Here is an 18306-nt window from a genome sequence, read left to right as displayed (position 1 = left end):
CTCCACGATTTTTTTACCCGATTTATTCCCCTTTTCAGGAACACGCCCTTTGACTATTCTTGCATCGTTAAAACAATCCCCAACGAAAAGAGGGGCCATGTATTGCAGCCATTGCGGAACAGAAAACGAGAACGCGGCGAAGTTTTGCCGCCAATGCGGAAACGCGCTCCAGGCAAACGCGCAATCGAATAGCGCGCCGTCGGCGTTTGACCAGGAAATCAGCGCAAGCAAAGGCCGACAGAGCGTCGCGAACTTCCTTCGTGCATTTCAAGCCCACGTTGCCCCGCAAACTAAAAACTATAGCGTCCTCAACGCCCAATGCTCCCAGATGGAGATGCTTGAACGACAGCGCGCCGACTTCGAGAAGCGCGTAAAATCACCCGTACTCCTCATCTTGGGCATAGTGCTCATCGTGCTGGGCATTGGCCTGATTGCTTCGTTCGTTTCTTATATGCAAGCGCACATCGACGAGGCGGTCATCATCGAGAACCCAACACTTGCCGATTACTTTGACAACCTTGTCGCGCTGCTGTTCCTCGCCGGTCCCCTTATCATCGGCGGCATCATCATTGCGATTTTCATCGTCCGCAAGGCGCGCGCGCCAAAAACTCGCGCGAAATTCGACAGCCAATACGCCCAGGCCAAATCGGCGGCCCAGACAGCCGCCAACGAAATTTGGCACAACTACGAGTCGTTCGCAAACCACCAGCTCGTGGCATTCAAGTACGCCAACCCCTGGCTGCTCGACGCTTTAGCCCGCATCGTGGCCGACGGCAAGGCCAATACGCTCACCCAGGCAATTCAGTATTTCGAGAACGAATGCTACCAACAGGAAATGAAAGGCATCGCGAACGCGAACCTCTACGCAACGCAAGAGATTCTTGAGCAGACGAAATCTATCCAACGCCAGCTTGCATACATTGGAGTCACAAGCACCATTGGCGCAATCGGCGCATGGCGCAACTAGCCATCGCAAAAGCGCATATATCTCGAGCGCGTCTTACGACTTCTTCATGACCTCGGTTTTGCATTTCGGGCACACGATACGCATCGTGCCCTTACCGCGCGGAATAGAGAGAATTTGCCCGCACCCTTTGCACCGGAAGTATTTCGTGGTCTTGCGATTCACGTACATGGTGTCGAGCATATTCCACCAAAGCTTTGGCTTCGCCGATGCCGCAAGCCACTTCTGGTTCTCTTTTTCTCGTGCCGCGATGTTTTTGGAATAGCAGCGCACGCAGCATACGATGAGCAGGACAAACGACACCCACGAAAGCACACGCCATCCAAACAGGATTTCAAGCACCATGCAGATCACGGAAGTCACGAGCAACGCGACATTGAAATTATCCATGCCGCGACGGCCGACCATGAAAGCACCGATTTTATACGGCAATTGCGCGAAGAAGTTTTTCATGAGCGTCTTTCCTCATATGCAGATATTTGAACAAGTAAGAGCATAGGTATTTACGCGCCGGTGATTGCAGGCTGTTGAAAAGCCGTCACCGGCGCGCGGCGCATGCGACGAAACCACCATATTCCACCGCGCGGAAGCCCATGTCGCATGAAAACGCACGAAGTGCGTACCCTTTGCGCCAAACCCAAGCTATAGAAGATACTCACTCCATAAAACCCCAGGTCGCGTATCGTCAATTCTAAAGTGGCATACACTTTTTCAAAAGAGGGTACGCACTTCGTGCGTTTTCATGCAATGGCATTGCGAGTTTTAACGCAAAGGCGGCGTTACACACGAAAAGGCCGCCGCCCATGCGGGCAGCGGCCTTCGAAATGCAACTACGTTCGCAGCCAGCGCTTACAGCGTGCGCAGGTTGACCTCTTTGAGCTGACGGGTCGTGACCTCGTTCGGGGCGCCGGTCATGGGATCGGCTGCCGAGCTCGTCTTCGGGAAGGCAATGACGTCGCGGATGGAATCTTTGCCAGCCAGCAGCATGACCAGACGATCGAGGCCAATAGCGATGCCGCCATGCGGGGGCGCGCCAAGCTCGAGCGCATGAATCAGGTGGCCGAACTTCACTTCCATATCCTCATCGTCGACGCCGCAGCGCTTCAAGACGCGCTTCTGCAGCTCGGCGTTGTGAATACGAATAGAGCCGCCGCCGGCCTCGAAGCCGTCCATGACGATGTCGTAGCTGTAACTTCCGCATGCCATGGGGTCGGTCTCGATTTTGTCCCAATCGGACTTCGGAATCATCGTGAACGGATGGTGCTCAGCCGCGTACTTCTTGGTTTCCTCGTCGTACTTGAACATGGGGAAGTCGACGACCCACAGCAGCTTGTGGCCATCACGCGGAATGTTCAGGGCCTCGGCCATGTGCAGGCGCAGGGCAGAAAGCACGGCGTTTGCGATATCGAACGTGTCGGCCGCGAACAGAACCAGGTCGCCCGGCTCGACGTTCATGGCTTCCTTGATCTTCGCGTGAACCTCGTCGCCCAGGAACTTGATGATGGGGCTCTTCTCTTTGCCGTCGGTGGTGTAAGCAATCCAAGCCATGCCCTTCGCACCATTGGCGGAAGCGATGTCGGCAAGCTTGTCGATGTCGCCACGGCTCCAGTCGCCAGCGCCCTTCGCGTTGATGGCCTTCACGATGTTGCCGGCCTCGACAGCCTTGGCGAACACGCCAAAGCCGCAGCCACGCACGATCTCGGTAAGGTCAACGAGCTCCATGCCGAAGCGGATGTCGGGGCGGTCGCAGCCAAAGCGATCCATGGCCTCTTTCCACGGCATGCGCTGCAGCGGGAATTCATGCTCGACGCCAGCGGCTTCGAGAACTTCCTTGAACACGCCTTCCATCATGTCGATGACGTCGTTTTCCTGAACGAACGACATCTCGATGTCGACCTGGGTGAACTCAGGCTGGCGATCGGCGCGCAGGTCCTCGTCGCGGAAGCAGCGAGCGATCTGGTAGTAGCGCTCGATGCCGCCCACCATGAGCATCTGCTTGAACTGCTGCGGGCTTTGCGGCAGCGCATAGAACTTGCCCGGGTTGGGGCGAGACGGAACCAGGTAGTCGCGAGCGCCTTCGGGCGTGGAGTTCGCCAGAATCGGCGTTTCGACCTCGAGGAAGCCGCGCTCGTTGAGGGCCTTGCGCATAGCCTGCGCCACGGTGTGGCGAAGCTTGAGATTCTTGTACATCTCGGGACGGCGAAGGTCCATGTAGCGCCACTTCATGCGCGTGGTTTCGTCGGTCTCGATGCCATCCTCGATAGAGAACGGGGGCGTGACCGAGGTGTTCAGCACCTCGATGCCGCTGGCGAGCACTTCAATCTCGCCCGTCGCCATGTTCGGGTTCACGGTGCCTTCGGCGCGAGCGCGCACTTTGCCCGTGATTTTCAGCACGAACTCGCGGCCGAGATGCTCGGCAACGTGGAACTCCTCTTCGGAAACGCAATCGGGGTCGATCACGATCTGCGTGTAGCCCTCGCGGTCGCGAAGGTCCACGAAAATCAGACCGCCGTGGTCGCGGTTGTGCCACACCCAGCCAGTGAGGGTGACCTGCGCGTCGACATCGGAGGCACGCAGCTCGCCGCACGTGTGGTCGTGCATACAATACTCGTTGATGAATTCGGTCATCGGTTTATAGCTCCTTGCGAAGTGAAACTAATCGCTCAAACTGGGCTATTGTAGCGCAGGAAGCGCATGCGGCGAAAGGTCGCGACGCAATTTACGCTTCTTCGACACCTTCCGCATCGGTCGAAGCCGCCCCTGCCGCCTCGATTCGCTCGCATGCGGCGAGCGTTTCGGCGTAATCGGCCTGGTAAGCCTCGATTTCCGCGGAAAGGCTCGCGAGGTCAGATTCGGAAAGCCTCGCAGCGTCCGCTTCTTCGCAAGATGCGAACCCGCCATCGGAAAGGGCCTGGTCAAGCTCGCGTTTTGCCGCATCGGCGGCACCTTTGCGAATGCCGCGCTGCGTGCCGCACGTCAGAATAAGAGCGCGCTGCGCTTCTTCGCGCTCACAGTCGCCTTGCTCGATGGCGATGGCCCTCTCCCGCTCATGCTCGGCCATCTCCGACAAAATGCCATTCAGCTCATTTTGCTGGCCTTCGTAATAATGCGCGCGCTTAGAAACCTCAGCCGCGGCACGGGCCTTCGCAAGCACGGCGCCTTTTTCCTGCATTGCGGGCAACTCCGCCATAAGCTCCTGCAAATGCTCGAACAATTCATCGTCGTTCATAGTCATGCGATTCCTTTCATCGCACGTAAGTCTAGCAAAAGGGCCCGCCAAGCGGCGGGCCCGGGGAGGGGTGTATTTCGACGCCGTTCAGCAGAACGGCGCTTCGAGTTGCCGTCGGGCGCAGCCGAGCACCGCATCGCACCTTGCGCTTGTCGCTTGCGTAGCGCCGCTACGTTTCGCTCCTGCCTTCAAAGCGAATCGCGATGCCAGGCCTCATCTCGCCATATGGCAAGCCGACAGCTCGTTCGTGTTCCTACTGCTCCTCGTAGACGCCTGCGAGCTGTTCGCCGAGGCACTTGCCCTCAACGAGGCAGCGGCCATGGCTGTTGCCCTGAACGTTGATCGGGTAGTCATACGCGTACATGTTGCCGGAGCAGTTGCCAATGGCGTACAGGCCCTTGATGGGCTCGCCCTCGGCGTTGACAACCTCGAAGTTGTCGGAAATCGCGATGCCGCCAACAACGGCGAGCAGGCCGGGGGCAACCTTGGTCGCATAGAAGGGACCCTGCTCGATGGGGAACAGGAAGTGAGATTCCTTGTAGAAGTCGGTGTCTTCGCCCTTCTTGCAAATCTCGTTGTAGCGCTCGATGGTCTTCTTGGCCTCGTCGACGTCGACGTCGAGCTGCTTGAGCAGTTCGTCGATGGTGTCGGCAACCTTGTAGTTGTCGGGGGTCTTCTCGACGCCTTCCTTCACCGTCTTGGCGTGGGAAGCGGACGCATCAGCCGCCGTGGTGCCCACAGCGCGGAACGAATCCCAGAACATGCCGCCGCCGAACTCGAGCGACGCGGTGTTATCGGCCTCGAAGTTGGAGTCGAAGATCGACCAGCAGTGGTCGTCGCCGCCGTTGACCATGGTGCCGACGCACTTGCCCTGAACCCAGGTGGCCTCGTTCATGAAGCGCTTGCCCTTGGGGTTCACGAACAGGAAGGGGCCATGGTACATAGCCGCAGCCTGTGGGTGCATCATCGTGGGCCACGGGCCGTCCTGGAAAGCGCCGCCAACCCATGCGGCCATGTTGTGGCCGTCGCCGGTGTTGCCCTGGTCAGAGCACAGGCGGGTCATAACCTTGTTCGCGATGGGAGCGAACTCGTTGATGTACTCATCGTTGTAGCTCACGTCGCCGGTAGCAAGCACGACGCCCTTGGAGGCGTTGTACTGAATGTACTTGCCCTCTTCGTTCTTGCAAATAGCGCCGGTGACTTCGCCCTTATCGTTGGTAACGAGCTGCTGAGCAGGCATGTTGTACACGAGCTCGAAATTGCCCGTCTCTTCAGCCTTGGCGATGAACAGGTACTCGATGTACGTCGCGATGGAGATTGCCTCGTTTTCTTTGGCGAGGTTGCCACCGAAGATCATGTGATAGCAATCGATCTCGGGGTGCACCGTGGAATTGGAGCCAACGGTGACCATGCACTTCGCGCCATCGGACTCGGCAAGGTCGAGCAGCCAGTTCATGCAGCGCTCGCTCTCGCGGAACCACTTGGCAACGAGGGACTCACGGCAGCGGTTGCCGCAGGTGGAGACCCAGCGCTCCATTTCGATGGACTTGTCGAAATGGATGTCGAGCGCGTCGAGCGCCTTCGACGCGATGGCGCCCGTACCGCCAACGCCGTGGCCGTTGGGCACGCCGTCTTTCTCAACCAAGGTGACCTTGGTGCCATTCTGCGCGGCGTTCAGAGCGCAGCAAGTTCCCGAATAGCCGGCGCCAATGACGAGCACTTCGGTCTCGACGGTTTCGGCGATATCGGTGATAGCCTCGGGGGTAACCTCCCACGTGTGCTTCGATTCGCCAGCAGCGTCGGCCTTGCTGCTCGAGCTCGACGAGCCGCCCGCCGGGCTGCAGCCAAACATGCCGAGCGCCGCCACGCCAGCGGCGGAAAGCGTTGCGCCCTTGAGCAGGTTGCGGCGAGAAATGCCCTTCTTCAATTCTTCCATGGTTCCCTCCTAATGGAATCCCTTGGGATGCCGCGTCGAAGAGATCGCCCCGAACGCCATAGCAAGCCGCGCAGACCCAAGGCCGCGCAGGCGAATTTCATGGCTTTTGCAAAGACGCGCCCTCCCCGGCGCTTGCATCTGCACCCTCCCTGGATGCGATGGCGCCACTATAGAGGCGAGATGGGGCACGACGCACCACATATTATGGGTTGTTTTATTGTTCAACCTGATGAGAAGCTTGTTTTCCTCGTATTTCCGAGGGCGGTAACCCATGGAATCTTGGATTGAAAAACAAGACAACCCATCTCGTTTCGTCAAGATGGGTTGGTATTTTTGGATATGGAAGGCTGCAAGAAGGACTGAAAGCGGGCTAATTTAAAAGGTCGATGAGCTCTTGCTTCGAGTGGATTCCGAGTTTGCGATAGATGCTTTTCGTATGCCCACGCACCGTGTTCTCTGAAATGTAGAGACGGCGAGCAATAGCCGCAACGGTGTTTCCGTGCCGCATCAAATCGGCGACCTCGCACTCGCGAGCAGAAAGCGGGTCAATGAGGTCAAGCGAAGAAAGACGTTCTTCGAGAGAGCCGGACGATTCGTCGGTTGGCGCCATGGGGACGGCGTCATTTGAGCGGCGAAGGGCGGCCGGAGACTTTTCTTCACACCGTTGAGCATCACGCGATTCGTCTTCGCTCGACAGCGCCTTCTGAACGCACGGTTCCTCTTCGGCCGCGCACGCATTTCGAGCCGAGGCTCCCCCAGCTTTCGCCCGAGCGGCGTTTTCCGCAAGGGCTTCCCCGAAATCGCATTCGCCCACACTTGCCTGAGGGGCCGCGGTTATCGAGCGGCGCACATCGCTCCTGTTGCGGCCAAGCGACGCCAAAAAGAGCGCCGCCGTAAGCACGTACACGCACACGAACAGCACATCGACCACGAGCGTGAAATCGAGCACCGTATGCGCGGCGGCAACCTGCCCCACCGCATCGCCCAAAAGCAAGCTCACGAGCGTCGGCGCCACGCACAGCGCGTACACGAGCGACGAATCGATCGCCTTACGGCTGGCGTACGCAGCGCAGGTAATGAGCAGCAACAGATTCACCACCTCGAAACCGAACATGGTGAATACCGAAACCGCGCCAAGCCACCCAATGCCAAAGAACGTGGGCAGCAGGAACACTCCGGTGATAAGCGGGAATATGACCTGATACACGCGCAGCATGTCGAAGCCGCGCTCGGTGAACAGCTCGATGGCCGCAACCACGAGCGTGGCGCAGCTCATGCCAAGCATGATGCCCTCGAAAGAGCCGAGATTGCCCTGCGGAACCACGCAACCGATCATCTTCCACACGAAACCGATGGCGCACACGCAGAACACCGGACGTCCCATGTCGCGCAGCAGCATACGACGACGCTCGCGAGTGAGCGCTTCCGCTTCATAGGGAACGACCTCGGCGAGGCTTTTGCGCAAGGTCCACGCGCCGAGCGCGGGCAAAACGATGACGCCGCAAACCACGAGCCATTCCGTTGGCAAGAAGCCGATGGCGATGCACAGCACAACCGAACACAGCGCAGAAAGGGGAATGTAAACCGTGGTGCGCGAGGTGCCTTCTGATGCATAGAAGCTCTGCCACATCACGAAAAACGCGCCCTGCGAAGCTCCCACCAGCACCGATGCAATTGTGACCGAGGCAACCGAGAAATCGGCCAGAAAGAATGCGAGGTAATACAAAAGAGACCCAGCCGACAGGGCGATGCCTGCGATATACGCCGACTCGGGAGAAAACGCCTTGCTGCCGCGGCGAACCGACAGCACCGCGGCCACGACGACGGCAACGATAGTCGAAAGTTGCTTTCCCACGGAAAAGCCCGTGCTTGCAAACGCGAACTCATCGGCAGGAGCCATGAGCGCGACGAACGTGACTGCCCAAAAGAAGCAAAAGCCCAAGTGATGCCACTTCAAGTCTTTGACAATGCCCCTCGCCTGCGCAACCGGCATGCGCGCCTCCCTTATATCTTCTCCCCAGAAAACTGCCCCATGATAGCAAAAAACCGGCCACGCGGCTGCGCAACCGGTTTCGATGCGTCCTTGAGCAGGCACAATTGCCGTCCTGGCAAACAAAATGGGCCAGGGAGATTCCCCAGCCCATACAAAATCGGGTTCACGCCAAACGCGATCGAACCGTGCTCGGCGGCTGTCACTTTCGCAGCCCAGGTCAGCGAGCATGGGTTCTGGCGGAGCAGATTGCCTTGAAGCCCAAGCGCATTGGCCTTGCGGCCATGCGCGAGGGCTGAATGGCAAGATGCTTCCGCTCCGAATCAAACAAGATCCGCTTTCGCAGCCCAGGTCAGCGAGCGGCAAGCTGGCGAGTCGAATTGGCTCGAAAGAGGAGCGACGCGTAGCAGCGCTACGCGAGCGACGATTGAGGGCCAAGTCGGCCGCCAGATTGCCGCGCAGCATCAACGGTTAGCGCCGTTCGGCAGAACGGCGCAACCTTTAATGCGTCGGCAGTTGGCGCCGTTCTATCGAACGGCGCCAACCAACTAATGACGGAAGTGGCGATGCCCCGTGAATACCATGGCGATGCCGTGCTCGTCGCACGCCTCGATGCTCTCCTCGTCGCGGATGGAGCCGCCAGGCTGGATGATGGCGGTAACGCCAAAGCTTGCCAGCGCATCGATGTTGTCGCGGAACGGGAAGAAGGCGTCGGACGCGGCAACCAGATTCTTCGGCTCAAGGCCCATGCGCTCGCACGCCTCAAGCGCGCGCTCGCCGGCCAAGCGACCCGAGTCGACGCGGTTCGGCTGGCCAGGGCCCATGCCGATGCCCGCATGATTCTTGGAAATGAGAATGGCGTTGGACTTCACGCCCTTGCACACCTTCCACGCGAACAGCAGCTCGTCCATTTCTTCGTCGGTGGGCTTGCGCTTGGTGGGAACGGTGAACTCATCAGGCGTTTCGGTCACAGCGTCGGCGGTTTGGGCCAAAATGCCGCCGTCGACCGAACGATATTCGACGCGAACCGGAGCGTCTACACCACCGGTGCGCAAAACGCGCAGGTTCTTCTTCACCTGCAGAAGCTCAAGCGCAGCGGGCTCGAAGCTCGGGGCGATAATGACCTCGACGAACTGCTTGTTCGCGTTCATGTGCTCGATCATCTCGAGCGAAACCTCGACGTTTGCCGCAATAATGCCGCCAAACGCGCTCTTCGGGTCGCACGCGAACGCCTTGTCGTAAGCCTCGGCAACCGTAGCGGCCGTGGCTGAACCGCAGGGGTTCTGATGCTTCAGAATAACCACGGCAGGTTCGTCGAACTCGCGAGCAAGTGTCCAGCACGCATCGGTATCGAGAATGTTGTTGTAGGAAAGTTCCTTGCCGTTGAGCTGCTCGGCATTCACGAGGCTATGTGCGTCGGCATTGGGCAGGCGATAGAACGCAGCGCTCTGATGCGGGTTTTCGCCATAGCGCAGGTCCTGCTGCTTCTCGAGGTGAAGGTCGATGACCTCGGGCGTTTTCTCGCTGAAATCGGCCTTGCCGTTGAGCTGCTCGTCCATCCAAGCGGCAATCGCGCCATCGTAGGCGTTCGTGGTTTCGAACACCTTCAGCGCGAGTTTCGCACGCGTCTCGCGCGTGGTGGCGCCGTCGTTGGCGCGCATTTCCTCAAGAATGGCATCGTAGGTGGAAGGCTCGGTGACCACGGCGACGCTCTCGAAATTCTTCGCGGCGCTGCGCAGCATCGACGGGCCTCCAATGTCGATGTTCTCGATGCAGGTGCCGAAATCGGCGCCTGAGGCGACCGTCTTTTCGAAGGCATACAGGTTCACGACCACCATGTCGATCATCTTGATGCCGTGCTCTTCGGCTTCGGCCATGTGCTTGGCATTGTCGCGCTTCGCGAGCAGGCCGCCATGCACCATGGGGTGCAGCGTCTTCACGCGGCCGTCCATCATTTCAGGGAAATTCGTCACTGCATCGATGGGCGTCACATCGACGCCTGCCTCGGCAATCACCTTCGCGGTACCGCCGGTCGAAATAATCTCAGCTCCGAATTCCTCGTGCAAAGCGCGCGCGAACTCAACCACGCCCGTTTTGTCGGTCACAGAAACCAGAACGCGTTTAACCTGGGGGTTAGTCACGTTTCCTCCTCCGTTTTCCTTCCGTTGACTTTTGTTTACCTTATCAGCCGAATCGCCCGCGAGCCGCGACATCGACGCGAGCGGGCGAAAAAGACACGCATCGGGAGCGCCGCATCATGCGGCGAAGCCGAAATGAGCGCTATCGACCCAAATTCGAATCGTGCTTCGCGCGCGCGGCTTCCGAATAATTCTGCTTATATCGCTCGTCGACAAGCTCGGCAACAATGGCGATGGCAAGCTCGGCGGGCGTTTTGGCGCCAAACTTCAAACCAATGGGGCGCTTGATGCGCTCCCACCCTTCTTCGGTACCGCCCTTTGATAACACCAGGTCATGTACGGTATCGTTTTTACCCTTGCACCCCATCATGCCTATATAGTGCAAATTGTTCCTGATAGACCACACGCACGCCTCGGGATCGAACATATGCCCGCGCGTAAGCACGCATGCATAATCGGCGGGGTTCGCGGCGATGTTTGAAAGCTCATCGAAGTTGCCGCCGCCGAGCAGCACGCGACGAGCATTCGGGAAACGCTCTTCCGAAATATACGCAGGGTCGTAGTCGACCGCCACGACATCGAAGCCCACATGGTGCGCAAGCGCGGCAACTTCTGCCGACGCGTCGGAAGCGCCCAAAAGCCACACGCGCACCTTGTCGAACAGCGGAACGGCGAGCCACGTAAGGCCATCGAACTGCTCTGTATGCATGGCGGGACCACGCGTGGCGTCTTTCATTTGGAAAATATCGCGCGGGGAATACTCGCGACCGCACACGATTTCCTTTGCGTCGTTGCAGAAGAACACAAACGAATCGCCGCAGCCCGAACCCACGTCGCCATACTTCTTCGTGACTTCGTTGTCGACGTTTTCGCAGGCAGCGGACGCGTCGTACACGTATTTGAAGCCAATCCAGGCAAGGTCGCCTTCATCGATAGCCTTGGCCGCGCGCTCGAACACGCACGCATCGGCAGGCGCGAGGCCAGCCGAGATTTTCGCAAGCGCAGCGGGTGCCACATGCGCGCGACCCTCGAGCGCCTCTGCCGTGAAGCACGGGAAATCGTCAGAAGAAAGCTCGACCGGTTTGCCCGCAGCAATATCCCCCGCGAGCGCGCGCAGGAATTCCGCCGTCATCATACGTACCACAACCCTCTCATTAAAACTGCCGCCACCTGCCCCGCATCGAGCTCCACTCGCAAGCACGATGCGAAGTAGCGGCGGATCGCGCAAAGACACCTGTCAAGCGCTACGAGCATTTAACAGATTGCCCTCGCATCAAAGAAGGCGAGACAGACAACCCCGCCTCGCCTTTATGTCGAATTACTTGATGTGTACGCGGCCCGATTCTTCGTCGACCGACACGCGGCCTTCAGCAATCAGCTGCACGGCCTGCGGGTACAGCACGTGTTCGACCTCGTGGATCTTCGCCTCGAGCGCCTCGAGCGTGTCATCTTCCGCGACCTCGACCGCGCGCTGCGCGACGATGGGGCCCTTGTCGTAATCTTCGTTGGCGAAATGCACGGTCACGCCCGTCACTTTCACGCCCGCCTCGAAAGCATCGCGAATAGCATGCGCGCCCTTGAACGAAGGCAGCAACGCAGGGTGCAAATTCAACACGCGATTCGGAAAAGCGCGCAGCATAACCGGAGTCACCTTGCGCATGTAACCAGCCATAACGATGTATTCAGCACCAGCAGCCTGCAGCGCCTCGACAATTTGGGCATCGGCGGCTTCCGCATCGACATACAGCGTTTTGTTCATGACGAGCACCGGAATACCCGCAGCCTGCGCGCGTTCAATTCCGTACGCATCGGGGCGCGAAGAAACCACCTGAACGATTTCCGCATTCAGCGAGCCTGCGGCGATGTCGTCAATGAGCGCCTGCAGGTTCGTGCCCGAGCCAGAAAGCAAAACGCCGATTTTCAAAGGTTGAGTCATGAACAGCCCTTTCCAAAAACAGAAAGCGGGCCAGGCTTTTCCCGACCCGCTCCTTTGCTTTACTCGGCGTAACGAACCACGCCAGTGCCTTCGACGATTTTGCCGATGACGACCGGCTCTTCGCCCGACTTCGCCAGCTCATCCATCACGGCGTCGACGCGCGCCGCATCAACGATGAGCACCATGCCGATGCCCATGTTGAAGGTCTTGAGCGCCTGCTCCTCGGTGAGGCCGGCGGCCTCGATGCCCATCTTGATGATGGCGGGAACTTCCCATGCATCTTTATTGACCAGGGCGTCCATGGTTTCAGGAAGCGCACGGTTGAGGTTTTCGGTAATGCCGCCGCCCGTGATATGGGCCAGGGCATGCACGTCGCCCGGCAGATTGCGCAGGCAATTGAGCACGGGCTTCACGTAAATACGGGTGGGGGCAATAAGGGCGTCGCCAAGCGTTTCGCCATTGAGCTCGGCCACGGGAGCCGCGAGCTCTTCGGCGGTTTTGCCCTCGACGAGCACCTTGCGCACGAGCGAATAGCCGTTGGAATGGAAGCCGCTCGAACGCAGGCCCACGAGCACGTCGCCTTCCACGACGCCGTCGGGACCGATCATCTTCGGGCGATCGACAACGCCCACGGTGAAGCCCGACAGGTCGTAATCGTCGGGATCCATAACGCCGGGGTGCTCGGCCATTTCGCCGCCGATAAGCGCGCAGCCCGCCTGACGGCAGCCTTCTGCGATGCCGCCCACGACCTTGGCGACATGCTCCTTCTTCAGCTTGCCAATGGCGATGTAGTCCAGGAAGAACAAAGGCTCGGCGCCGCACGCCAGAATGTCGTTCACGCACATGGCGACCAGGTCGATGCCCACGGTGTCATGCTTGTCGATGAGCTGGGCGACCTTGAGCTTCGTGCCCACGCCGTCGGTGCCCGAAACCATAAGCGGCTCTTCCATGCCCTTGAATGCCGCCGCAGAGAACAGGCCGCCGAAGCCTCCGATATCGCCCACAACCTCGGGGCGATAGGTGGAATGCACGGCGTCTTTAATGGCGTCGACCGCAGCCGCGCCCTCTTCGATGTCGACGCCCGCGTCGGCGTAAGTGATTTCTGCCATGGGTAAGACTCCTGTCTATTCATTGACGGGCGAGGGGGGCACATCCCCTTCCCCATTTTCAACCTCATGCAATGTCTCTTGCATCTGAAATAAAAGCGGGACAAAGGGAAGGCCCCTTGCCCCATCGAAAACCGGAAGCGCCCGCACCTTGAGAGGAGCGCGGGCGCAACAGGTTAGCTCTTCTTCAAAAACGCGTTCTTCGTGATGGAATCGGGCAGCGCTACGGGATATTCGCCCGTGAAGCAGGCCTCGCAGAACGTTTTGCTGTGCGCATCGCCCACAGCTTCGCGCAGGCCATCGAGCGAGATGAACTCGAGCGAATCGCAACCGATGAACTCGCACATTTCCTCGTTGGTCATGTTCGCGGCGATGAGCTGGTCTTGGTTGGCGGTGTCGATGCCATAGAAGCACGGCCACATAACCTCGGGGCTCACGATGCGGAAATGGATTTCCGCTGCGCCGGCCGAACGAAGCATGTCGACGAGCTTCTTCGACGTGTTGCCGCGCACGATGGAGTCGTCGATGACGACCAGACGCTTGCCCGCGATGACGCTCGGCAGCGGGTTGAGCTTGATGCGAATGCCCATTTGGCGCATTTCCTGCGTGGGTTGGATGAAGGTGCGGCCGACGTAGCGGTTCTTCACGATGCCATCGGTGAATTCGATGCCGCTCGCCTCGGAGTAGCCAAGCGCACCGGGCACGCCCGAGTCGGGCACGCCGAGCACCAGGTCGGCCTCGACCGGAGCTTCGCGCGCAAGAATGCGGCCCATTTTGCGACGGGCCTGGTAGACGCTTTGCCCATCGATAACCGAGTCGGGGCGTGCGAAATAGACATATTCGAAAATGCAGCCGCGCGGCTCTTGAGGCTCGATGGCCTGCAGCGTCGAGATGCCCGTGTCGTTGATGCGGATGATTTCGCCCGGGCGCACATCGCGCACGAATTCCGCACCCACGATATCGAGGCCGCAGGTTTCGCTGGAAACGACCCAGCCGCGATCGTCGGGCAGCTTGCCCAAGCACAGCGGACGAATGCCGTGCGGGTCACGGAAGGCATAGAGCGCCGTGGGGCTTGCGAGCACCATGGCGTAAGCGCCGTCGATCATCTCCATGGCGGTTTTGATGCCCTCGGTAAGATGATGGGTTTCGCGCGTGTAATAGCCAATGACCTGGCACGCGACTTCCGAATCGGTGTTGCTGCGGAACTCGACGCCCTTGCTAATGAGGTCGGCGCGGATGCGATTCGTGTTCACGAGCGTGCCGTTGTGCGCAAGCGCGATGAGCACCTCGTCGATGGCCGACATGTGAGGCTGGGCGCTTGTCCAGTTGCCCATGCCGCCGCTCGTGGAATAGCGGCAATGGCCCACGGCCACTTCGCCGCGCAACGCAGCGAGCGCGCTTTCATTGAACACCTGGGTAACCAAGCCCAAGTCTTTCGTGACCGTCACGGTGTCGCCATCGCCCACCGCAATGCCGGCGCTTTCTTGGCCGCGATGCTGCAGAGCCTGCAAGCCAAAGCAGGTCAGCCTCGCGACATCGTCGGTGGTGGAGTACACTCCGAACACCGCGCACTCTTCTTCAAGCCGATCTGGCTTCTCGCCGGGAAAGATTGACGTTGCCACCCGGTATTCCCCCTTGTCGGAAAACGTTCGAACACGCTCGATGCTTGGCCAAAATTGGCCAGATACTCGCATGGTACCATCGCGCGCACGCCGTGGGGCTGAAAAGCACGTATACACAAACGAAACCAACGGGTGAGTGGTCGAGGGGCCAATCAATAGATACGCAAAAGGCGGGCCTGTTTTGAGACCAAGGCCCGCCTTTTCAATGAGGAACTACCTCCAGTTTCAACCGTGCGCGGCTAGGACTTTATTCCGCGTTCGCGGGCGTCGCCTGTTCGACGCAGCCACCACAAAGCACCGCACGCGTGTTCGCGTAGTCGTCGCCGCACGTGATGAGCGTGAACAGCTTCGTTACCGACGCCAAATCGACATCGGTCGGCGCGCTTACCGCGGAATCGTTGATGCGCGCCGTCATATACGAGCGCATGGCCGCTTCATCGGCGAAGTTCGGCTGCAAGATGTTCGTTTCCGTATTCTTCACAACATCGAGCGCATAGGTGCGGCAGCGGTAGTTTTGCGTAGGCGTCAAAATATAGAACGTGCGCGCGGCATCAAACGTCGCCTGGTCAGTCATGGCCAGAATGTGCGCGAACATAGTTTCATCGTTCATGTTGTGGCCGTAGATGAAGCTGTTCGAATCGGAGAAATCGCCCGCGTTGTCGGCGGAAAGGAAAATGGTGCCCTTGTGCACCAGGCCACTTGTGCTGCCCGTGAAGTCTTTCTGCAGGTATTCCTCGTCATTTTCGCCCTGCACGATAGGGTAGTCGATGCTTGTGCCCGGCATGTACACCCATCCGACGACGTCTTCGTTCTGCTCGCGCAGCGCATCCCAGTTCACCGTCATATCGGCGAGCGCGGTTTCCTCTTTCGCCAAGCCCGATGTCGCGGAAATGTCATCGTAGACCTTCGTGCCGTGCCAATAGCCATAGCCAATAACGCCAAGCACGCCGAGCGAAACCGCAAGCACGATTGCGGCAATGATAAGAACGATCGTCCACACGCGGCTCTTTCTCGAACCGCCATGCTTGTCGCCGCGGCCATGCTTGCCGCCGCCCATGTTCGAACCGTAATTGGCACGGGAGTAGTCGGCAGCGTTTTGCGTCGACGGCCGCGCCGAACCGCGAGCGTTGGCGGAATAGGGATTTGCGGCATGACGAGGTTGCGCAGGGCGCGCAGGAACGAACCCACCCTGCTGGGCGGGCCCCTGCGTCGAGTTCGCGCGATAGGGATTTTGCTTGTTCGTATTCATGCTGCCCACTATAGAAGAAAGGACGCAGCAGCACAAAGGAACACCTGCCCAGTGCGCCCTTTTTTCACGAAGGCGGCACGCTGGGCATTCTGTTCAAAAAGCATGTCGAATGTGGCATGCGCGCCCCGTTCCCTAGGCGGTTGGAGCGCATCTTTCTTTTCTTCACATACAAAACCCCAGGTCACAAAGTATGCGACCTGGGGTTTTCTTTCCGAACGTTCCACCAAGGGCGTTCGCGTGCCACATTCGGGACCCATTTTGAACAAAAACGCGAGCGCAGCTACAGCCCCAAGCGCTTTTCGAGCTCGTCGTTGATGATCCTCAACGCCTTCACGCGCGCGTAGTATTTGTTCGTGGACTCAAGAATGCGCCACGGAGCATACGGCGTGCTCGTAAGGCGGAACATATCGTCGACGGCGGCGTCGTATTGCGGGTGCTTGTCGCGATTGCGCCAATCTTCCGGCGTGATTTTCCATTGCTTGTCGGGGTTGTTCTGGCGGTCGTTGAAACGATTGAGCTGCTCCTCGGGGCTTACCGCAACCCAGAATTTCAACAACAGCGCGCCCCACGCCTCAAGCTCGCCCTCGAATTCGTTGATCTCGTCGTAGGCGCGGCCCCATTCCGCGGGGCTCGCGAAGCCTTCAACACGCTCGACAAGCACACGGCCATACCAGCTGCGGTCGTAAATTCCCACGTGGCCGGCGCGCGGCAGGCGCGTCCAGTAGCGCCACAAGTGCGGATGCGCAAGCTCGACTTTCGTGGGCGCGGGGCTGGGGAAAATGGTGTACGCGCGCGGGTCGATAGCTTGCGCCACGCGCTTGATGTTGCCGCCCTTGCCAGCCGCGTCATCGCCTTCATACAGAATCATGAGCGGAACGCGGGCCAGGTACATCTTCAACTCAAGCTCGGCGAAGCGCTTCTGCTCGCGCTTGAGCGCTTCCTGATATTCTTCCCTGGTCAGCGCGAGCGTATGGTCAATATCGGCCAAGCGCGGCGGATTCTTCACGATGGTGAAACGCGAATGCAGCGGCGCCTCTTCGGCCTGCTCGGCAGCCTGCGCGCGGGCAGCGGCCATCACGCGTTCGGTCTCTTCGGGCGTGCGGTCGCGCGGATCGGCCTGTTCAAGGGCGCCGGCGCTGTTGGCGGCAGCCTTCGCAGCAGCGGCTTCGGCGGCGGCATCGGGGCCGCTCGCAAGCGCGCGCTCCAGGGCGCGCACGAGCGCCTTGGCAATTGTGATGTTCGCGGAACGCTTGTCCTCGCCGTTGACCATGGTCCAACGCGCGAAATCGAAATCGGTATTGCGCAAAAGCTCATCGTAGCGCGCGTAAATCTCGTCGTAATCTTTCACGGTGGCGAGTTCTTCGTCGCTCACGCGCCACGCGGTATCGGGGTTGTCGCGAAGACCCTTCAGGCGTTTCTTCTGCACGTCCTTCGATATGTGCACGAAGAATTTCAGCACCACGTAGCCATCGGCGGAAAGCTGTCGCTCGAACTCGCTTACGGCGCGCCTGTAGGCCTGCAGGTGGGCAGCATGATTCGTCTCGGAATCGGTGTAGACCAAACGGCGCGCGGCCGCCGTGTACCACCCGCGTTCGTACAGCGTCATGTCGCCGCGGGGGCCAAGCGCCTGCCAGAACTCCTGCATGAGCGGCTCGAAGCCGGTAACGCCCGAGCCCATGTCGCGGAAACGGGCCGCGCCTTCCTCATCGAAATTCGACAGCACATGCATATGCGTCGCGCGCGCATCGAGCTCGTAGACCAAATCGCCGATGCGGCTCCCCTTGCCCGCGCCGTTCCAGCCTTCAAACAATGCAACGACGCCCACACCCTTCTTGCGGGCCTCTTGCTGCAGCACTACGAGTTTCGCAATAAGTTCGTCGTGCAGGGGCTTGTATTCCTCTTTCGTCATTTTCGCCGAAAGATCGACTTGTTCCAGCATATGAATCCCCTTTCACATTGTGCGTTGGCCCAATTATGCGCCAACGTCGCCCGCGCGCGAGACGGCAACGGGCATTTCGTGCAACTGTTTACACGCCGTTGCGGGCTTGGCGTCACTTTTTTCACCCGCCCACTCGCGCCCCTCAAGGCCCCTTTCGCTAAATCGGTGCAAAGCCTTGGGTTTGTGCAAATTCATAG

The 18306-nt window shown here is 59.3% G+C and carries 13 protein-coding genes and 1 pseudogene; 2 read left to right on the top strand and 12 right to left on the bottom strand.

Annotation, left to right across the window (positions count from 1 at the left end):
• Positions 1-97: 97 nt before the first annotated feature.
• Positions 98-163, top strand: a pseudogene (locus tag Q0D41_RS10070) (zinc-ribbon domain-containing protein); the annotation flags it as partial.
• Positions 164-334: 171 nt separating this feature from the next.
• Entirely contained in the window at positions 335-967 is a 633-nt protein-coding gene (locus tag Q0D41_RS06570) for a hypothetical protein (protein ID WP_294376959.1), read from the top strand.
• Positions 968-1000: 33 nt separating this feature from the next.
• On the opposite strand, the gene Q0D41_RS06565 is transcribed toward Q0D41_RS06570, so the two are convergent.
• The 12 genes from Q0D41_RS06565 to Q0D41_RS06510 all read right to left on the bottom strand — a co-directional run bounded on the left by Q0D41_RS06565 (position 1001) and on the right by Q0D41_RS06510 (position 18109).
• Positions 1001-1417 (bottom strand): hypothetical protein, encoded by a 417-nt coding sequence (locus tag Q0D41_RS06565; protein ID WP_294376956.1) that lies wholly within the window; start codon positions 1415-1417, stop codon positions 1001-1003.
• Positions 1418-1813: 396 nt separating this feature from the next.
• Positions 1814-3592, bottom strand: coding sequence for an aspartate--tRNA ligase (gene aspS / locus Q0D41_RS06560; RefSeq protein WP_294376954.1), 1779 nt, complete (start codon positions 3590-3592; stop codon positions 1814-1816).
• Between the two features lie 91 nt (positions 3593-3683).
• A complete protein-coding gene (locus Q0D41_RS06555) occupies positions 3684-4199 on the bottom strand; it encodes a hypothetical protein (RefSeq protein WP_294376952.1) in 516 nt (171 codons plus the stop codon).
• Between the two features lie 247 nt (positions 4200-4446).
• Positions 4447-6129 (bottom strand): FAD-dependent oxidoreductase, encoded by a 1683-nt coding sequence (locus tag Q0D41_RS06550; protein ID WP_294376949.1) that lies wholly within the window; start codon positions 6127-6129, stop codon positions 4447-4449.
• Positions 6130-6499: 370 nt separating this feature from the next.
• Entirely contained in the window at positions 6500-8122 is a 1623-nt protein-coding gene (locus Q0D41_RS06545) for a helix-turn-helix transcriptional regulator (protein WP_294376947.1), read from the bottom strand.
• A 545-nt stretch (positions 8123-8667) separates the two neighbouring features.
• Positions 8668-10260 carry a bifunctional phosphoribosylaminoimidazolecarboxamide formyltransferase/IMP cyclohydrolase gene (gene purH, locus Q0D41_RS06540; RefSeq protein ID WP_294376945.1) on the bottom strand — a complete coding sequence of 531 codons (1593 nt, stop codon included), beginning with the start codon at positions 10258-10260 and terminating at the stop codon, positions 8668-8670.
• A gap of 139 nt (positions 10261-10399) precedes the next feature.
• Complete coding sequence (locus Q0D41_RS06535) at positions 10400-11389, bottom strand: XdhC family protein (protein ID WP_294377033.1); 990 nt, start codon at positions 11387-11389, stop codon at positions 10400-10402.
• A 186-nt stretch (positions 11390-11575) separates the two neighbouring features.
• The gene (gene purN, locus Q0D41_RS06530) at positions 11576-12193 is read right to left on the bottom strand and encodes a phosphoribosylglycinamide formyltransferase (protein WP_294376943.1); all 618 of its coding nucleotides are present in this window, start codon (positions 12191-12193) and stop codon (positions 11576-11578) included.
• 59 nt (positions 12194-12252) lie between these two features.
• Complete coding sequence (gene purM / locus Q0D41_RS06525; RefSeq protein WP_294376941.1) at positions 12253-13302, bottom strand: phosphoribosylformylglycinamidine cyclo-ligase; 1050 nt, start codon at positions 13300-13302, stop codon at positions 12253-12255.
• 173 nt (positions 13303-13475) lie between these two features.
• Complete coding sequence (purF, locus tag Q0D41_RS06520) at positions 13476-14921, bottom strand: amidophosphoribosyltransferase (protein ID WP_294376937.1); 1446 nt, start codon at positions 14919-14921, stop codon at positions 13476-13478.
• A gap of 247 nt (positions 14922-15168) precedes the next feature.
• Complete coding sequence (gene srtB / locus Q0D41_RS06515) at positions 15169-16170, bottom strand: class B sortase (protein WP_294376934.1); 1002 nt, start codon at positions 16168-16170, stop codon at positions 15169-15171.
• Positions 16171-16450: 280 nt separating this feature from the next.
• Positions 16451-18109: a polyphosphate--AMP phosphotransferase gene (locus tag Q0D41_RS06510; RefSeq protein ID WP_294376931.1), complete on the bottom strand. Its 1659-nt coding sequence runs from the start codon at positions 18107-18109 to the stop codon at positions 16451-16453.
• Between the last annotated feature and the right edge of the window lie 197 nt (positions 18110-18306).

It is taken from the genome of uncultured Slackia sp., from assembly GCF_934630525.1.
GTDB lineage: Bacteria > Actinomycetota > Coriobacteriia > Coriobacteriales > Eggerthellaceae > Slackia.
Note: the sequence above shows the minus strand (reverse complement) of the source record. Positions and strands in the feature narration are given on the sequence as shown.